Origin of the sequence: Streptomyces sp. NPDC057002 (assembly GCF_042673825.1) — a bacterium.
Taxonomy (GTDB): Bacteria; Actinomycetota; Actinomycetes; order Streptomycetales; family Streptomycetaceae; genus Streptomyces.
The window spans coordinates 65,502-83,246 of record NZ_JBHURZ010000009.1 but is presented as its reverse complement, the minus strand read 5'-3'; the positions used below and the strand labels follow the sequence as shown (position 1 = coordinate 83,246).

Sequence of the window (17,745 nt, the reverse complement as noted above, 5' to 3'; positions counted from 1 at the left end):
CCCAGCGCCTGGCCGCCCGCAGGGCCGAGCGCAGGCGCGCCGCCCGGCGCGGCGCGATGGTCGTGGCGGCCTCCGTCGTGGTCGCGGCCGGTGTGGTCGCCGGGGCGCTCTCCGCGGTCGACGACCGGCGATCGTCGGACGAGGCCCGGCCCTCCGGGGTGTCCGCCTCGCCCCGTCCGGCGCCCCTGCCCGTGGTGCCGTCGGCGTCCCCGTCGGTCTCCGGCTCCGCCTCGCCCACACCGTCTCCGACGAAGAGCGCCGTCCCCGCGCCTTCACCCCCGAGGGCAGTGACCAAGAAGCAGACGACGGCCGCTGCCGTGACCGGCCGGCTCTACCGCCACCCCGACTCCCAGGTGCTCGACTGGATCCGGGCCCACGACGGCGATCCGCGCCAGGCGGTCATCGCGTCCCGCATAGCCGACCGGCCTGCCGCCGTCTGGTTCGCCGACTACTCCCCGGGCACGCTCACCGCCCGGGTCGCCGCGGTGACGTCCGGCGGCGCGGCACAGGGCCGGGTGCCCGTCGTCGTGCCGTACGCGATACCCGGCCGGGACTGCGGCGGCCACTCCCAGGGCGGAGCGCCCGACCTGGACGCGTACGACGCCTGGATCGACCGGTTCGCGGCCGGGCTGGGCTCCGGCGAGGTCATCGTCGTCCTGGAGCCGGACTCGGTCGCCCAGACCGAGTGCCTCTCCGCCGGTGACCGCGCGGACCGCTTCGCCTCGCTGGCCCGGGCAGGCCGTGTCCTGAAGGCCGCCAACCCGCGGGCCCGCGTGTACTTCGACGCGGGACACTCCGGCTGGAACGCGCCCGGCAAGCAGGCGGCATGGCTGCGGCAGGCCGGTGCCGCCTCGCCCGAGTCCTCCGACGGTATCTTCAGCAACGTCTCCAACTTCCACACCACGGCCGACGAGGTCGCCTACGACCGGCGGGTCCTGGACGCCCTCGGCGGCCCGGCGAGCCTCGGCGCCGTCATCGACACCAGCCGCAACGGCAACGGCGCCCCGGCCGACGGGGAGTGGTGCGACCCGTCGGGCCGCAAGCTCGGCCGGACCCCGACCCTCGGCACCGGCGAGGCCCGGATCGACGCCTACCTGTGGGTGAAGCTCCCCGGGGAGTCGGACGGCTGCAAGGGCAGGCCGGGGACGTTCACGGCGTCGTACGCCTACGAGCTGGCCTCGCCGTAGGACGGGACGCTACGGCTTGCCCTCGTCGTAGGACGAGGTGCCCTCGTCCAGCAGTGGATGCTGTGTCTTCAGATGGGCCGGGGCGAAGGCCCGCAGCGCGTGGTAGCCGGTGATGACGACGATCGTGCCGAGCGCGATACCGCTCAGCGAGAACGTGTCCGTGAACTCCATGGTGACGTTGCCGACGCCGATGATGATGCCCGCCGCCGCCGGGACCAGGTTCAGCGGATTGCGCAGATCCACCCTGGCGTTGAGCCAGATCTGGGCGCCGAGCAGGCCGATCATGCCGTACAGGATGACGGTGATGCCGCCGAGCACCCCGCCCGGGATCGCCGCGACGACCGCGCCGAACTTCGGGCAGACGCCGAACAGCAGGGCGAAGCCGGCGGCGGCCCAGTAGGCGGCCGTCGAGTAGACGCGGGTCGCGGCCATCACGCCGATGTTCTCGGAGTACGTGGTGTTGGGCGGGCCGCCGACCGCGGTGGACAGCATCGAGCCGACGCCGTCGGCCGAGATCGCCGTGCCGAGCCTGCTGTCCAGCGATTCGCCGGTCATCTCGCCGACCGCCTTCACATGCCCGGCGTTCTCGGCGACCAGCGCGATGACGACGGGCAGGGCGACCAGGATCGCCGACCACTCGAAGGACGGGCTGTGCAGCGTCGGCAGCCCGATCCAGTCGGCCTTGTCCACGCCCGAGAGGTCGAGCCGCCAGTGGTCGGTGAGCTTGCCGCTCGCGTCCACCGAGTGGATCTTGCCGAAGGCCAGGTCGAACACCCAGGAGATGCCGTATCCGAAGACCAGCCCCAGGAAGATCGCGATCCGGGACCAGAACCCGCGCAGACAGACGACCGCCAGACCGGTGAACAGCATCGTCAGCAGGGCCGTCCACTGGTCCTGCGGCCAGTACGTCGAGGCCGTCACCGGCGCCAGGTTGAAGCCGATCAGCATCACCACGGCGCCGGTCACGATCGGCGGCATCGTGGCGTGGATGATCCGCGCCCCGAACCGCCGCACGGCGAGCCCCACCAGGAAAAGCGCGGCCCCGACGACGAAGACCGCGCCGGTGACGGTGGCGCTGCTGCCGCCCTGCGCGCGGATGACCGCCGCCACGCCCACGAAGGACAGCGAGCAGCCCAGATAGCTGGGGACGTGGCCGCGCGTGGCCAGCAGGAACACGACGGTCGCGACGCCCGACATCATGATCGCGAGGTTGGGGTCCAGGCCCATCAGGACCGGAGCCACGAAGGACGCCCCGAACATGGCGACCACGTGCTGGGCGCCGAGCCCTGCCGTGCGGGGCCACGAGAGCCGCTCGTCGGGGCGGACCACCGCGCCGGGCGCCGGGGTGCGTCCGTCGCCGTGCAGTTTCCAGCGGACGCCGAGATCCATGGTGCGGTATCGCTTTCGTCGTGCGTGCGAGTGTCCGGACCATTGTCGGGGTGCGTCAGGAGCGGCGGTGACCGGGGCTGACCTGGACGGCCGGGTCGGGGCTCCGCTCAGGGCCGCGGGTCGGGAACCGCCGCCTTCTCCGGACGGCTGATCTTCGCCCGGTCGCCCGGGCGCAGCACCCGCGCGAACGCCACCAGGCCGCAGGACAGCAGCGTCACCAGGCAGAACGACACCATCAGGCTGGTCGCCTGGGCCAGCATGCCGATCGCGCTCGGCGCGATCAGGCCCGAGGTGTACGTGATGGTCGCGACGCCCGCGATGGCCAGGCTCGGGTTGGAGCCACTGCGGCCCGCCGCCGCGAAGCACAGCGGTACGACGACCGCGATGCCCAGCCCCATCAGCGCGAACCCGCTCATGGCCACCGCCGGATGGTCCGCGACGACGATCAGCAGACCGCCGAGAACGGCGAGCACACCGCTGACCCGTACGGTCCGCACGGCACCGAAGCGGTCCACGACCCTGTCACCGGCGAACCGGGCGATGGCCATGGTGAGCGTGAAGCCCGTCGTGCAGGCCGCCGCGAGACCGGCCGAGGTCTCCAGCTGCTCGCGCAGATAGACCGCCGACCAGTCCAGGCTCGCGCCCTCGGCGAACACCGCGCAGAACCCGATCGCGCCGATGAGCAGGGCCGACCGGGGCGGCAGCGCGAACCTCGGCGGCGGCTCCTCGTCCTCGGCGGGCTGGAGATCGAGCACCCCCTGGCAGGCCACCACGCCGATCACGGTGAGGACCGCGGCGGCCAGCACGTGATGCAGCCGGGCGTCCGAGCCGAGGTGCGCGGCGAGCGTGCCGGCCGCCGAGCCGATCAGGGCACCCGCGCTCCACATGCCGTGCAGCCCGGACATGATCGACCGGCCGAGGCGGTTCTCGACCTCGACGCCCAGCGCGTTCATCGCCACGTCCGCCATGCCGGCCGTCGCGCCGTAGGTGAACAGGGCCAGGCAGAGCGTGAGCAGGTTCGGGGCGAGGGACGGCAGGACCAGCGAGAGGGTCCACAGGGCGATCAGTCCGCGCAGCGCGTTGCGGGCTCCGAACCGGTGGCTGACGCTGCCGGCGAGCGGCATCGCGACGGACGCGCCGAGCGCGGGGAAGGCGAGCGCGATCCCCAGCTGCCCGGCGCTCACGCCCGCGTGGTCCTGGATCCAGGGCACGCGGGTGGCGAACGAGCCGGTCACGGCGCCGTGCACGGCGAAGACGGCGGCCACGGCGTACCGGGACCGTTTCACCTCGCGCAGTTCGTCGACCACGTTGCCCATTCTGCGGTCCCCCTCCAGGTCTTTGCCGCGCTCACGTCATGCGGGCGTAAACTATCAGGAACCCTGCCTGATAATAAGAGGGTTTCCCGGCGGGCCACGGCCGACGGACCCGCCGATCTGGAAGGATCCCGGCATGCCCGCATCCCCGAGCACCGCCCGGGCCATCAACGACCGGCTCGCCCTGCGTCTGCTCCAGCAGGAGGGCCCGCTGACGGCAGGGCAGTTGAAGCAGCTCACCGGTCTGTCCCGGCCGACCGTCGCCGACCTCGTCGAACGCCTCACCGCCGCGGGGCTGATCGCGGTCGTCGGGGAGGCGGGGGAGCAGCGGCGTGGGCCCAACGCCAAGGTGTACGGCATCGTCGCCGACCGGGCGCATCTCGCCGCGCTGGACGTGCGCACCGAGGGGGTCTCCGTCACCGTCGCCGACCTCGTGGGCCGGGTCCTGGCCGAGGCCTCGGTGCCCATCGGGGGTGACATGGCCACGGGTCCCGCCGTGGAACAGGCGGTCGCACTGGTCGAGCGGGTGGTGAAGGAGGCCGGCGCCGACCGGCTGCACACCGTCGGCATCGGAGCGCCCGGCCTGATCGACCCGGCCAGCGGCGAACTCCGCGACTCCTCCGGGCTGCCGGAGTGGCACCGGCGCCTGGTCGCCGCCCTCCAGGAACGGCTGCCCGAGGCACGGGTGAGCGCCGAGAACGAGACCAACCTCGCGGCGCTGGCCGAGCAGCGCGACGGCGCCGCCCGGGACCGGGACACGTTCGTCCTGCTGTGGCTGGGCCACGGCACGGGCGCGGCCGTGGTGCTCGACGGCGCGCTGCGCCGCGGTGCCTCGGGCGGCACCGGCGAAATCGGCTTCCTCCCGGTCCCGGGCACGACCACGCTGCCGTCCGCGACGGACTGCGAGGGCGGCTTCCACGGCCTGGCCGCTTCGGCCGCGGTCGTGGACCTGGCGGCGGAGCACGGGGTTCCGGCGGAGCCGGGGCAGGAGCCGTCGACGGTGGGGGTCGTACGGGCGGCGGTGGGTGTGGTGCGGGCCGCGGTGGGCCAGGTGCGGGGGGTGGAGGGCGGGAGGTCTCGGTCTGAGGGCGGGGACGAGGTGCTGGTCCGGCCCGCCTCCGCCGCCCCCGCTGCCCGATTCCTCGACGCCCTGGCCGATCGGCTCGCCGTCGGGGTCGCCTCGGTGGTGGCGATTCTGGACCCCGGGTGCGTGGTGCTCGGGGGTGAGGTCGGGCAGGCGGGTGGCGAGGAGCTCGCCGGCCGGGTGCAGGACCGTATCGCCCGGATGACGCCCCTGCCCACGGAGGTGCGGACGACCACCCTGGGCGGCGACGCCGTCCTGCGCGGCGCCCTCCTCACGGCCCGTGACCGGGCTCAAGAGGAACTCTTCACCCCCGGGGAGCGGCCGGTCCAGCGCTGGTAGGGCGCCCCGGGCCGCCCGGCCGAACCTCTGCACCCGGGACAGCCGCCCCTCGTCCGCACTCCCGCTAGGACCGCGACAGCCGCTCCTCGTCAGCGCCCCCGCTAAGTCCGGGACCGCCGCTCCTCGTCAGCACTCAGCAAAGCCCGGGACCGCCTGCCCTTCGTCTGCACGCCCTACGGCCGGAACCCTCCGGCTATGCCCGGGCCTCCGGCTCCGTCCGGGCCTCTGGCTATGCCCGGGCCTCTGGCTATGCCCGGCCCTCCGGCTACGTCCGGAACCCTCCGGCTATGCCCGGGCCTCCGGCTACGTCCGGAACCCTCCGGCTATGCCCGGGCCTCCGGCTACGGCCGGAACCCTCTGGCTATGCCCGGGCCCCCGGCTACGGCCGGAACCCTCTGGCTACGCCCGGGCCCCCGGCTACGCCCGGGACCGCCCGCTCCCCGTCCGCACCTGCCCGTCCCCGAACCGCGCCGCCAGATACTTCTCGAACGTTCCCGTGCCGACCGCCCGCCCCGGCGTCAGATGACCCCCGCTCCGAAAGCCCCGGTACGCCGCCCCCCACAGCGGTACGTTCACCACCGCACGGCGCCGGCCGGACGCCTTCAGATACGCGCGAGCCAGCGACTCGAACGTCCGTACCTCCGGCCCGCCCAGGTCCTCGACCCGCCCCGCCGGTTCGCCCGCCGCCAGCTCGACCAGCCGGTCCGCGACCTCGGCCACCTCGACCGGCTGGTCCCGGACACCGGCCGGCAGGAACAGGACCGGCAGCTTCGACAGCCCCTGCAACACCATGACCAGCAGGTCGTGGAACTGCGTCGCCCGCAGCACGGTCCAGCCGAGCCCCGACTCCTCGACCAGTTGTTCCACGGCGAGCTTGCTCTTGTAGTAGCCGAACGGCACCCGGTCGACGCCCACGATCGAGATGTACACGAGGTGCCGCACCCCGGCCCCGCGCGCCGCCCTGATCAGATTCGCCGCCGCCTGCTCGTCGCCCTTCTGCGCCGACGCGCAGTGCACGATCGTGTCCACACCGGCGACGGCCGCGTCCAGCGCGTCCCCGCCCTCCCGCAGGTCGACCGCGTACGGCTGGGTGCGCCGGCTGAGCACCCGCACCTCGTGCCCGTCCGTGCGCAGCCGCTCGGCGACGAGCCGGCCGAGTGTTCCGGTGCCACCGGTCACCAGGATCGTGGTCATGCCGTTCAGTCCCTTCGAAGGTCCGGCGCTCCGGCCGGAGCGCCCCTCGTCAGCTCAGACCGAACACCCCCGCCGAATGTGACAGACACACCCGGCGAAACCGCGACCGTGTCCGACGGTCCTAGGGCCGGGCGAGCTGACGCCGTGCGAACGCCAGCTTCTCCGGATTGACCACGGCCCGCACCCCGGTGACCAGCCCGTCGCGCACCTCGAACGCCGCCAGCCCGACGAGCGTGTCGCCCGCCCAGGTCGCCAGCCCCGTCGCGCCGTTGACCTCGGCCGGCGTGAAGTCCAGGCCCACCGAGAACTTCGGGCCCCCGCCCGCCAGGAAGTGGGCGATCCTGGGACCGCCCTCGATCGGCCACCGGGTTGTCGTGACCTTGCCGCCACCGTCGCTCCACCAGGTGGCATCGGCCGCGAGCAGCTTCTCCAGCCCGGCCAGGTCACCTTCGCGGGCCGCCGTGATGAACGACGCGACCAGCTCCTCCTGCTGCTCGGACGCGGGCTCGAAACGGGCCTGCGGCTCGCCCACCCGCCGCACGGCCCGCCGGTACAGCTGACGGCAGTTCGCCTCGCTCAGATCCAGGACCCCGGAGATCTCCCGATGCCCGTACCCGAACGCCTCCCGCAGCACGTACACCGCCCGCTCGGTCGGCGTGAGCCGCTCCAGCAGCACCAGCATCGCCATCGACACGGCGTCCCGCTGCTCGGCCGACTCCAGCGGACCGAGCGCGCCGTCCCCGGTGACCACCGGCTCCGGCAGCCAGGTACCGACGTACCGCTCGCGCCGGGCGCGCGCGGACGTCAGCCGGTTCAGACAGAGGTTCGTGACGACCTTGGCGAGCCAGGCCGCCGGATGCTCGATCCCCGTACGGTCGGCGCCGCTGTAGCGCAGATACGCGTCCTGGACCGCGTCCTCGGCTTCCTCGGCGGAGCCCAGCAGCCGGTAGGCGAGCGAGAACAACCGGGGCCGGTGGACCTCGAACTCGTCGGCGATCGTGGTGGTCATGGGGCTCACCCTGCCAGAACGCCGTCCGCACGGCGTGGGGAGGCCCGGCGACGGGCAAGGGCCGTCGTCACCGTCGCCGGGCCGGTCCGCGGGGGCATGCCAACCCTGGAGCCGACCCTAAAAAGGACTAGACCACACCGTCAATAGGTGCGTACCAATCTCGGTGAGCGGGGCAACACGGTCTGTGAGGCAGGCCACACCGATCGCCTCTTTGAACGTCGATCAGGCGTGGCACACTGGCCGTGTACCAGTAGCAGCGCACTCCGGGGTCGGTGAAAGTCCGAACCGGCGGTTACAGTCCGCGACCCGGTCGCCTCCAGCGATCGGTTGACCAGGTGAAATTCCTGGACCGACGGTTAAAGTCCGGATGGGAGGCAGTGCGCGGCGGGCAGGCATACGTGCGTGCCGCCGAAGAAGTCCGTCCTCGGGGCGGACTCCGTCCGGCGTCGCCCCCGGTGTCCCTGCTCGTACATCTGTCGTCTTCGACAGCCCCGGAGTCCGTGCCCCAAGAGGCAGGAGGACCCGGGAAGTGTTCACCGGAATCGTCGAAGAGCTGGGCGAGATCACCGCCGTCGAGACCCTCGACGACGCCTGTCGCTTCCGCCTGCGCGGTCCCGTCGTCACCCAAGGCGCCAAGCACGGCGACTCCATCGCGGTCAACGGCGTCTGCCTCACGGTCGTCGACCACGAGGGCGACGAATTCACCGCCGACGTGATGGCCGAGACGCTGAACCGCTCCAGCCTGGGCGCCCTCGCTGTCGGCACCCGCGTCAACCTCGAACGCCCCATGGCCGTAGGCGAACGCCTCGGCGGGCACATCGTGCAGGGCCATGTCGACGGCACAGGCGAGATCCTGGAGCGCAAGCCGTCCGAGAACTGGGAGATCGTGAAGATCTCCCTCCCCGCGGACCTCACCCGCTACGTGGTCGAGAAGGGCTCCATCACCGTCGACGGCATCAGCCTCACCGTCGTCGACGCCGGCCCGGACTACTTCACCGTGAGCCTCATCCCCACCACGCTCGCCCTGACCACGCTCGGCCACAAGGGCCCCGGCGACCCGGTCAACCTCGAGGTGGACGTCATCGCCAAGTACGTCGAGCGGATGATGGGCGACCGAGTGCGGGGGGCGGACCGGTGAACTGGCTCAACTCCGAGGCCTTCACGCTCTTCGGCCAGCACATCAAGTGGTCGGACATGATCGGCAACGTGATCGGCCTGATCGGCCTCGCCTTCGGCTGGCGGCGCTCCATATGGACCTGGCCCACCCAGTTCCTCTCCGGCCTCATCCTCTTCGCGGCCTTCGCCACCGCCCACCTCGCGGGCAGCGCCGGCAAGCAGATCGTCGTCATGCTCGTCGCCACCTACGGCTTCTGGCAGTGGAACCGCGGCCGGCAGCAGGCCCAGGACGGCTCCATCGCCGTACGGTTCGCCACTTGGCGCGAACGCGGGGCACTGGCCGGTGCGGCCGCCGTCGGAACCCTCGCGGTCGGCGGCCTGTTCACGGCCTTCCCGACCCTCTCCTGGGACCCCTGGCCGGACGCGTACATCTTCGTCGGCACGATCGTCGCGATGTACGCCCAGGCACGCGGCATGGTCGAGTTCTGGTTCGCCTGGCTGCTGGTCGACCTGGTCGGCGTCCCGCTGAACTTCGCCAACGGCTTCGCCTTCTCCGGCTTCGTCTACATCATCTACGGCGCGCTCGTCCTGTGGGGCATGCGCGACTGGTGGCTGCGCTCGCGCGCGGCAGCACAGCCCACCCTGGAAGGAGCGCCGGCATGAGCGCCGCAACCGTCCTGTACACCGACGACCTCGACGACAACGAGGACTTCGCGCTCGACCCCGTCGAGCAGGCCATCGCAGACATCGCGGCCGGCCGCCCGGTGGTGGTCGTCGACGACGAGGACCGGGAGAACGAGGGCGACCTCGTCATCGCCGCCGAGAAGGCGACCCCCGAGATCGTCGCCTTCATGATGAGCGAGTGCCGCGGTCTGATCTGCGCCCCCATGGAGGGCGACGAACTCGACCGGCTGCGCCTGCCGCAGATGGTCGAGGACAACACCGAGTCGATGAAGACCGCGTTCACGGTCTCCGTCGACGCCTCCGCCGCACACGGCGTGAGCACCGGCATCTCCGCCTCCGACCGCGCCACCACGCTCCAGCTGCTCGCCGACGGCGTCACGGGGCCCGAGGACTTCGTCCGCCCCGGCCACATCTTCCCGCTGCGCGCCCGGCCCGGCGGGGTCCTGACCCGCAACGGCCACACCGAGGCCGCCGTCGACCTCGCCCGCCTCGCGGGCCTGCGCCCGGCCGGGGCGATCGTCGAGATCGCCGGCGAGGACGGCACGATGCTGCGCCTGCCCGAGCTGATCCCCTTCGCCCGCAAGCACGGCCTGACGATCATCTCCATCGAGGACCTGATCGCCTACCGCCGCGGCAGCGAGCCGACCGTCCGCCGCGAGGCCAAGACCCGACTGCCCACCGCCCACGGCACGTTCACGGCGTACGGCTACCGCTCCACCGTCGACGGCGTCGAGCACGTCGCCCTCGTGCACGGCGAGATCGGCGACGGCCAGAACGTCCTCGTCCGCGTCCACTCCGAATGCCTCACCGGCGATGTCTTCGGCTCCGCCCGCTGCGACTGCGGCCCTCAACTGGACGCCTCCCTGGCCCGTATCCAGGCCGAGGGCAGGGGAGTGGTGGTCTACCTGCGCGGACACGAGGGCCGCGGCATCGGCCTGATGTCCAAGCTGCGCGCCTACGAACTCCAGGAGCGCGGCCGCGACACCCTCGACGCCAACCTCGAACTCGGCCTGCCCGCCGACGCCCGCGACTACGCCGCCGGCGCCCAGATCCTGGCCGACCTCGGGGTGCAGGGTGTGCGTCTGCTGACCAACAACCCCGACAAGACCGACGCGCTCGTCCGCCACGGCATCGCCGTCCAGGCGCGGGTGCCGATGCCCGTGAGCGCCGGCGAGCACAACCTCCGCTACCTGCGCACCAAGCGGGACCGGATGGGCCACGACCTGCCCTGGCTCGACACGACCACCGTGCCGGCCTGCAGCAACCAGTAAGACAGCACAGCGAGACAGCACAGCAAGTCAGCAGTGAGAAAGCTCTGAGGAGAGACGTGAGCGGCAAGGGTGCACCGGAACTGTCCGTACGCAATGTGGGTGACCTCAGGGTCGCCGTCATCGCGGCACAGTGGCACGAGAAGGTGATGGACGGTCTGGTCGACGGCGCCCTGCGCGCCCTGCACGACCTGGGTATCGACGAGCCGACCCTGCTCAGGGTCCCCGGCAGCTGGGAGCTGCCGGTGGTCGCCAAGGTCCTCGCGGGCCGCGGCTACGACGCGATCGTGGCCCTGGGCGTCGTCATCCGCGGGGGCACCCCCCACTTCGAGTACGTGTGCCAGGGCGTGACCCAGGGCCTGACCCAGGTGTCGGTCGAGACCGGCGTCCCGGTCGGCTTCGGCGTGCTGACCTGCGATACCGACGAGCAGGCCCTGGACCGCGCGGGCCTGCCCGGCTCGAACGAGGACAAGGGACACGAGGCGGTGACGGCGGCGGTGGCGACCGCGGCCACCCTCCGCTCGGTATCCGAACCCTGGCGCTGACGGAAGCCGGGTGTGGCATAGGCTGAGCGTCACCATGTCCAAGAAGACGTTCGAGGAGCTCTTCACCGAGCTCCAGCACAAGGCCGCCCAGGGCGATCCCGCCACTTCCCGCACCGCAGAACTGGTCGAGAAGGGCGTCCATGCCATCGGCAAGAAGGTCGTAGAAGAGGCCGCCGAAGTCTGGATGGCCGCCGAGTACGAGGGCAAGGACGCCGCCGCCGAGGAGATCTCCCAGCTGCTGTACCACGTCCAGGTGATGATGGTCGCCCGCGGCATCTCCCTCGACGACGTCTACGCCCACCTGTAAGCAGCGGCCCGCCGCACCCGTCCCCGTAAGACACCACGCAAAGGAAGCCGACCTCATGCTGCGCATCGCCGTCCCCAACAAGGGTTCCCTGTCCGGCCCTGCGGCGGAGATGCTGCATGAGGCCGGCTACCAGCAGCGCCGGGAGTCCAAGGAGCTGCGGATCGTCGACCCGGTGAACGAGGTCGAGTTCTTCTACCTCCGCCCCCGCGACATCGCCATCTACGTCGCCTCCGGCCAGCTGGACATCGGCCTCACCGGCCGCGACCTGCTCATCGACTCGGGCGCCGAAGCCGAGGAGATCCTCCCGCTCGGCTTCGCCCGCTCCACCTTCCGCTACGCCTGCAAGCCCGGCACCATCGGCGGCCTGGCGGACCTCGCCGGCAAGACCGTCGCCACCTCCTACGAGGGCATCGTCGCGGCGCACCTCGCCGAGCACGGCATCGACGCCTCCGTCGTTCACCTCGACGGCGCCGTCGAGACCGCCATCCAGCTCGGCGTCGCCCAGGTCATCGCGGACGTCGTCGAGACCGGCACCTCGCTGCGCAACGCGGGCCTCGAGGTCGTCGCCGAGCCGATCATGAAGTCCGAGGCCGTCGTGATCCGCCGCACCGGCGCGGACGCCGACGACCCCAAGGTGCAGCAGTTCCTGCGCCGCCTCCAGGGCGTCCTGGTCGCCCGGACGTACGTGATGATGGATTACGACTGCCGAGTGGAGCAGCTCGAGAAGGCCGTCGCCCTCACCCCCGGCCTTGAGTCGCCGACGGTCTCCCCGCTGCACAACGAGGGCTGGGTCGCCGTCCGCGCGATGGTCCCGGCCAAGGAGGCGCAGCGGATCATGGACGACCTCTACGACATCGGCGCCCGGGCCATCCTGACCACGGCCATCCACGCCTGCCGTCTCTGAGGGGCGTACACCGATGTCCGATCTGCCCGCCCTGCCCGTCACTTTCCGGCCGGGCAGCACCCGGGCGGTGCTGCTCACCGCCGCCGTCGCGATCCTGGTCGTGATCACGGCCGTCGCGATGCTGCTGAAGCAGCTCAGCCCGGCCGAGCGCCTCAGCTTCGTCGTCACGGCGCTGCTGCTGGACGCGGTGCTGCTCCTGCTGGCCCGGCCCAAGGTCGTCGCCGACGAATCCGGCGTCACCGTGGTGAACCTCACGAACAAGCGCCGGCTGGAGTGGGCCGAGATCCTTCAGGTCACCCTCCGGCCCGGCGACCCCTGGGTGTTCCTCAACCTCAGCGACGGCACCAGCCTGCCTGTCCTCGGTATTCAGCCTGGTCTCGCGAGGCAGCGGGCGATCGCCGACGCCCGGGCCCTGCGGGCGCTCGCCGAGGCCCGTTCCGTGGCGGACGAGCGGCATCAGAGCTGACTCGGGCAATCCACAGGGCGGCTGCCACTGCCGCACCGGGCCGTGTCTTGATTAATCTGTTGGCGGAGGCGTGAAGGATGCGCCTCCGCCTCTGCTGCCCCGCCCGGTGCACCGAGGCTCCTGCTAACCGAGGAGTGACCCTCTCCGGCGATGGACGGATCGTCCTGTAGTACCTGCGCCGCCCCCTGCCGACATAGCGCGGACCTCGCTTTCGAGGTACGCGACTTTGCGGAGGCGGCGGCATCATGACCACCCCCCTGCTGCTCCTGGCAGCCGCGTTCCTGCTGATTCTCGCCAACGGATTCTTCGTGGCGGCCGAGTTCGGCCTCGTGACGGTCGAGCGGCCCGAGGCCGAGAAGGCCGCCGCCGAGGGCGACCGGCGCGCCCACCGCGTCGTCGAATCGCTCAAGGAACTGTCCTTCCAGCTCTCCGGCACCCAGCTCGGCATCACCATCACCTCCCTCGTCGTCGGCATGCTCGCCGAACCGGCGCTCGCGGAGCTGCTGCACGGCCCGTTCACCTCGATCGGCATACCCGAGGGAGCCGTCTCCGGTGTCACGGTCGTCGTCGGCATGCTGCTGGCCTCCGCCGTGCAGATGGTGATCGGCGAGCTCCTGCCCAAGAACTGGGCGGTGTCCAGGCCGCTTCAGGTCGCGCGCTTCGTCGCGGGCCCGCAGCATGTCTTCGCCCGGCTGTTCCGCCCGGTCATCGCCGGCCTCAACGCCGTCGCGAACCGGCTCGTACGCGCCCTGGGCATCGAGCCCACCGAGGAGCTGGCCTCCGCCCGCACCCCCGGCGAACTCGTCTCCCTGGCCCGTCACTCGGCCCGGGCCGGCGCCCTGGAACAGGACACGGCCGACCTCTTCGTCAGAACCCTGTCGCTGGGTGAGCTCACCGCGCAGCACGTGATGACGCCGCGTGTGAAGGTCAGCGCCCTGCAGTCCTCGGCCACCGCCGAGGACGTGGTCAACCTGACCCGCGCCACGGGCCTGTCCCGCTTCCCCGTCTACCGGGAGAAGATCGACGAGGTGGTCGGCATGGTCCACCTCAAGGACGCCCTGGCCGTGCCCGTGCGGGAGCGGCTGCGCACCCCCGTCGGCCGCATCGCCCGCCCGGCGCTGCTCGTCCCCGAGACGCTGCCCGTGCGGCCGCTGCTCGCCCGCCTGCGCAGCGAGCAGCCCATCGCGGTCGTCGTCGACGAGTACGGCGGCACGGCCGGCGTCGTCACACTGGAGGACATCGTCGAGGAGATCGTCGGCGAGGTCCGCGACGAGCACGACGGACACGACCTGCCCGAACTGGCCTCCGCACCGCCGGAGGACGGCAGGCCCGCCTGGGACGCCGACGGCAGCTGCCGTGTCGACATCCTGCGGCGGATAGGCCTCGATGTGCCGGAAGGCCCGTACGAGACCGTCGCGGGCCTGATCGCCGATCTGCTGGGCCGCATCCCGGCCGTCGGCGACAGGGCGGAGCTGCCCGGCTGGCGGCTGTCGGTGCGCCAGGTCGGCCACTACCGCGCGGAGCGGGTCCGGCTCGTGCGCACGGCCCCGGTGGCCGCCATGGTGGAGGCCGTCCGATGAGCGTGCTCCAGCTTCTCTTCGCCGCGCTGCTCGTGCTCGCCAACGGTTTCTTCGTCGGCGCCGAGTTCGCGCTCGTCTCCGTACGCCGCAGCCAGATCGAACCGCTCGGCACCGCCCGCGCTCGGCAGGTCCTCTACGGGCTCGAGCGGCTGCCGCAGATGATGGCGGCGGCCCAGTTCGGCATCACGATCTGCTCCCTCACCCTCGGCGCGGTCGCCGAACCGACCGTCGCGCATCTGCTGGAGCCGGTCTTCGAGTGGGTCCACCTGCCGCACGGCGTGATCCACCCGCTGACCTACGTCATCGCCCTCGCCGCGGTGGTCTTCTTCCACCTCGTCATCGGCGAGATGGTCCCGAAGAACCTGGCGATGGCGGCCCCCGAGAAGGCCGCGCTGTGGCTCAGCCCCGGCCTGGTCTGGTTCGCCCGCTTCTGCAAGCCGATCACCGCCGCGCTCGGCGCGGTGTCCCAGGGCATCCTGCGGCTCTTCCACGTCGAGCCCAGGGACGAGGTCGAGGCCGTCTTCACCAGCGAGCAGCTCAACCGGCTGGTGGAGGACGCCGGCCAGGCGGGCCTGCTCGACCCCGAGGAGGCCGAACGCCTGGAGGACGCCCTGGAGCTGGGCTCGCGCCCGGTGACGGACGTCCTGCTGAAGCGCGAGTCCCTGGTGACGGTCAGCCCGTCGGTCACCCCCGGGCGCATCGTCGAGCTCACGGCCCGGACCGGGTACTCCCGGTTCCCGGTCGCGGCGGAGAACGGGGCGTTCATGGGTTATCTGCATGTGAAGGACGTCCTGGACCTGGAGCACTCCGACCGGGCCGTGCCGCAGCAGCTGTGGCGGCCCATGACGACGCTGCGGTCCGAGCTGCCGCTGGACGACGCGCTGACGGTGATGCGGCGGGCCGCGACGCACCTGGCTCAGGTGGCCGACGGTTCGGGGAAGGTGCTCGGGCTGGTCGCGCTGGAGGACGCCCTGGAGCTGCTGGTGGGGGAGGTGCGGGATCCCGCACACCGGGAGGTCCCCGAGATCAGGCTGACCGAGCCGAGGTCGGGCGAGGAGGTACTGGCGACCTAGGCCCGGCCGCCCCACGCCGGTTCTCACAGTCCGGGCGGATCCTGCGGCCCCCGCCCGGACAGCACCTCTCCGTACGCCTGCATCAGATCCGGCAACCGCAACGTCGCCAGATCGTCCCTGCCCAGCACCCCGGGATAGACGGACAACCGCAGATCCCGGTACGCACAGCTCTTCTCGTACAGCGTCCGCAGGAACCGCCCGTTCCCCAGCTCGTCGATCCACCCCTGGTCGACCACGTGCCCGGCGATGGACCGCAACTCGTCGAGGGACTCGTCGTCCCACAGGTCGCCGTTCTCCGCGGCGAGCACCTTGCCGATCTCGGTGAGTTCGAGGGGACGGTAGGACGGGAAGTCGACGCGGGTGGTGAAGCGGGAGGACAGCCCGGGGTTCGCGGCGAGCAGGCGGTCCATGCCCTCCGGGTAGCCGGCCAGGATCACCACGAGATGGTCGCGGTTGTCCTCCGCCCGCTTCAGCAGCACCTGGAGCGCCTCGTCGCCGTACGCGTCGCCCTTGCCGTAGCCCGAGTTGGACAGCGAGTACGCCTCGTCGACGAAGAGGACGCCGCCGAGAGCCGAGTCGATCAGTTCGTTGGCCTTCACGGCCGTCTGCCCCAGGTACTCGCCGACCAGGTCGGCCCGCTGCGCCTCCACGAGATGGTCGCCGCCGAGCAGCCCGAGGGCGTAGAAGACGCGGCCGAGGATGCGGGCGACGGTGGTCTTGCCGGTGCCGGAGGGGCCGGAGAAGACGAAGTGCCGCTTGGGCGGCTGGACCGGCAGGCCCTGCCCGGCCCGCAGCCGGGCCATGTTCAACTGTGCCGACAACGCCTTGACCTGGCGTTTCACCGGCTCCAGACCGACCATGCGCTCCAGCTCGGCGAGTGCCTCCTCCAGTAACGCGGGATCGGTGGGCCCGGCGGGCAGGGACGGGCCCGGGGAGAACCTCTCGCGCACGGCCGGGTCCTCCACCGGCGGCAGGGGAGCGGAGCCCGGCGGCTCGAGGTCGGGCAGCCTCAGGTCGCGGCCCTCGGTGCCGAAGAGCGGGTCGAATCCGTCCGGCCCGTCCACGGCGTCCTGGCCGAGGCCCGGGAGCGTGATCGCCGCGAGGTCGGTGGAGTCGTCGTAGCCGTCGCCCTCGGCGATCGCGGCGAGCCGGGCCGAGGTGTCCATGAAGGCCGGGTCGACGCGGTGCACGGCCCGGTACAGGGGCAGCGCCGCGGCGCTGCGGCCGGTGCCCTCGTGGGCCCGGGCCAGCCAGTAGCGCAGCTCCTTGCGCTGGGGCTGCTCGCTGCGGCAGCGCATCAGCGCGGCGGACAGCAGCGGTTCGGCCTGGCCGTACATCTCCAGACGGACCCGGGCCATGCCGCCGAAGAGTCCCGCCTCGATGCCGAGCATCGGGTCGTCGAGGAGCGGGTCGGTGTGGCGGACCAGCTGTTCCCAGTCCTTGACCAGATAGGCGCGGCAGGCGTGCAGGAAGCGGACCTGGGCGTCGGTGTCCACCGGCGGCAGCCCGGCGAGGGCCCGGTCCAGCTCGGGGACGTGCCGGCCGTCCAGCCAGTGGGAGGCGTGCGCGAGCAGCAGGTCGCGGGGGCTCTCCAGCACGGGCTGCACCCACCAGCCCAGCCAGTACCAGGAGTTGAGGGTGCGGCGGTAGCGGGAGCGCTGCTCCCCGAAGCGGTCCCGGTGCCGGAACATCCTGAGCAGCGCGGTCGTCGTGTCGACGCGCAGCGCGTGCAGCCCGAGCCAGCCGTCGGCCATCCCGGGGTCCATCCGTACGGCCGCGCGGAACTCCTCCTCCGCCTGCGGATAGGCGCCCATGGTGTAGGCATCGACGCCTCGCAGCCAGGCGAGGTCGGCCGGGGCCTGCGGGCCCTGCGTGCCGAAGTCCATCACGTCCCCCACGAACCGTGCCCCCGTCGGTATGCCAACGAGCCGTCCCCCCGGCCGGCTGCTCTGCTCGAACCGCTGTGCCACGGACCGGAGTTGCGAGGTGCGCGGAGCGCCCGTCCGTAGGTCGCGACGAGGGCATCGTACCTTCGGGGGCGGCGCCCCCGAAGGGTGCCGCACGGGCCGTTCGGCGAGGTGGGAGCGGATGCGGCGCACTCGCGCACGGTGACCGAGTGTGAGCGTTCGGCGCCTCGCGGGGGCCGGAAAAACGGAAGAAGACAGAACGAAGCCCCCGATCACGGGGGAACAACCGGGGGCTTCGCGTCTGTGGGCGGCTCCGAATGGCCGCACATTGAGAACGTAAGTCCTGTACGGCCCACCGGTCAAGCCGAGTTGAAGCACTC

16 protein-coding genes and 1 riboswitch are annotated in these 17,745 nt (G+C 71.9%); of the genes, 11 read left to right on the top strand and 5 right to left on the bottom strand.

The features are described 5' to 3' along the window. Positions 1-56: 56 nt before the first annotated feature. On the top strand, positions 57-1,187 hold the full coding sequence (locus ACFT32_RS35715; protein WP_382498113.1) for a glycoside hydrolase family 6 protein: 1,131 nt from the start codon (positions 57-59) through the stop codon (positions 1,185-1,187). A 9-nt stretch (positions 1,188-1,196) separates the two neighbouring features. On the opposite strand, the gene ACFT32_RS35710 is transcribed toward ACFT32_RS35715, so the two are convergent. Together ACFT32_RS35710 and ACFT32_RS35705 are read right to left on the bottom strand one after the other, a co-directional pair. Beyond that, the gene (locus tag ACFT32_RS35710) at positions 1,197-2,576 is read right to left on the bottom strand and encodes a uracil-xanthine permease family protein (protein WP_382497546.1); all 1,380 of its coding nucleotides are present in this window, start codon (positions 2,574-2,576) and stop codon (positions 1,197-1,199) included. Positions 2,577-2,683: 107 nt separating this feature from the next. Next, on the bottom strand, positions 2,684-3,892 hold the full coding sequence (locus ACFT32_RS35705; protein WP_382497544.1) for an MFS transporter: 1,209 nt from the start codon (positions 3,890-3,892) through the stop codon (positions 2,684-2,686). Positions 3,893-4,025: 133 nt separating this feature from the next. Between ACFT32_RS35705 and ACFT32_RS35700 the strand changes: the two genes are divergently transcribed. Continuing rightward, complete coding sequence (locus ACFT32_RS35700; protein ID WP_382497542.1) at positions 4,026-5,312, top strand: ROK family transcriptional regulator; 1,287 nt, start codon at positions 4,026-4,028, stop codon at positions 5,310-5,312. A gap of 417 nt (positions 5,313-5,729) precedes the next feature. Here ACFT32_RS35700 and ACFT32_RS35695 read toward each other — a convergent pair whose 3' ends face one another. Beyond that, a complete protein-coding gene (locus tag ACFT32_RS35695) occupies positions 5,730-6,506 on the bottom strand; it encodes an SDR family oxidoreductase (RefSeq protein ID WP_382497540.1) in 777 nt (258 codons plus the stop codon). A 121-nt stretch (positions 6,507-6,627) separates the two neighbouring features. Continuing rightward, positions 6,628-7,515 (bottom strand): RNA polymerase sigma-70 factor, encoded by an 888-nt coding sequence (locus tag ACFT32_RS35690; RefSeq protein ID WP_382497539.1) that lies wholly within the window; start codon positions 7,513-7,515, stop codon positions 6,628-6,630. Positions 7,516-7,769: 254 nt separating this feature from the next. Then, a riboswitch (FMN riboswitch) is annotated at positions 7,770-7,900 on the top strand. Positions 7,901-8,044: 144 nt separating this feature from the next. On the opposite strand from ACFT32_RS35690, the gene ACFT32_RS35685 reads away from it, so the two are divergent. From ACFT32_RS35685 to ACFT32_RS35645, 9 genes are all read left to right on the top strand, one after another. Further along, the gene (locus ACFT32_RS35685) at positions 8,045-8,653 is read left to right on the top strand and encodes a riboflavin synthase (RefSeq protein WP_382497537.1); all 609 of its coding nucleotides are present in this window, start codon (positions 8,045-8,047) and stop codon (positions 8,651-8,653) included. Further along, entirely contained in the window at positions 8,650-9,294 is a 645-nt protein-coding gene (locus ACFT32_RS35680; RefSeq protein WP_382497535.1) for a nicotinamide riboside transporter PnuC, read from the top strand. The genes ACFT32_RS35685 and ACFT32_RS35680 overlap by 4 nt, the downstream gene beginning before the upstream one ends. Next, positions 9,291-10,586: a bifunctional 3,4-dihydroxy-2-butanone-4-phosphate synthase/GTP cyclohydrolase II gene (locus tag ACFT32_RS35675; RefSeq protein ID WP_382497533.1), complete on the top strand. Its 1,296-nt coding sequence runs from the start codon at positions 9,291-9,293 to the stop codon at positions 10,584-10,586. The genes ACFT32_RS35680 and ACFT32_RS35675 overlap by 4 nt, the downstream gene beginning before the upstream one ends. Positions 10,587-10,642: 56 nt before the next feature. Next, positions 10,643-11,128 (top strand): 6,7-dimethyl-8-ribityllumazine synthase, encoded by a 486-nt coding sequence (gene ribH / locus ACFT32_RS35670; RefSeq protein WP_184597131.1) that lies wholly within the window; start codon positions 10,643-10,645, stop codon positions 11,126-11,128. Positions 11,129-11,162: 34 nt separating this feature from the next. Then, positions 11,163-11,435 (top strand): phosphoribosyl-ATP diphosphatase, encoded by a 273-nt coding sequence (locus ACFT32_RS35665; protein ID WP_361934420.1) that lies wholly within the window; start codon positions 11,163-11,165, stop codon positions 11,433-11,435. Between the two features lie 55 nt (positions 11,436-11,490). After that, the gene (hisG, locus tag ACFT32_RS35660; protein ID WP_382497530.1) at positions 11,491-12,339 is read left to right on the top strand and encodes an ATP phosphoribosyltransferase; all 849 of its coding nucleotides are present in this window, start codon (positions 11,491-11,493) and stop codon (positions 12,337-12,339) included. Between the two features lie 13 nt (positions 12,340-12,352). After that, a complete protein-coding gene (locus ACFT32_RS35655) occupies positions 12,353-12,805 on the top strand; it encodes a PH domain-containing protein (protein WP_382497528.1) in 453 nt (150 codons plus the stop codon). A gap of 245 nt (positions 12,806-13,050) precedes the next feature. Beyond that, positions 13,051-14,385, top strand: coding sequence for a hemolysin family protein (locus tag ACFT32_RS35650; RefSeq protein WP_382497526.1), 1,335 nt, complete (start codon positions 13,051-13,053; stop codon positions 14,383-14,385). Next, the gene (locus ACFT32_RS35645) at positions 14,382-15,458 is read left to right on the top strand and encodes a hemolysin family protein (protein ID WP_382497524.1); all 1,077 of its coding nucleotides are present in this window, start codon (positions 14,382-14,384) and stop codon (positions 15,456-15,458) included. Before ACFT32_RS35650 ends, ACFT32_RS35645 begins: the two co-directional genes overlap by 4 nt. Before the next feature lie 23 nt (positions 15,459-15,481). Here the strand turns inward: ACFT32_RS35645 and ACFT32_RS35640 are convergent, their stop codons facing one another. After that, positions 15,482-17,344, bottom strand: coding sequence for an AAA family ATPase (locus ACFT32_RS35640; protein WP_382498111.1), 1,863 nt, complete (start codon positions 17,342-17,344; stop codon positions 15,482-15,484). Positions 17,345-17,745: the final 401 nt, after the last annotated feature.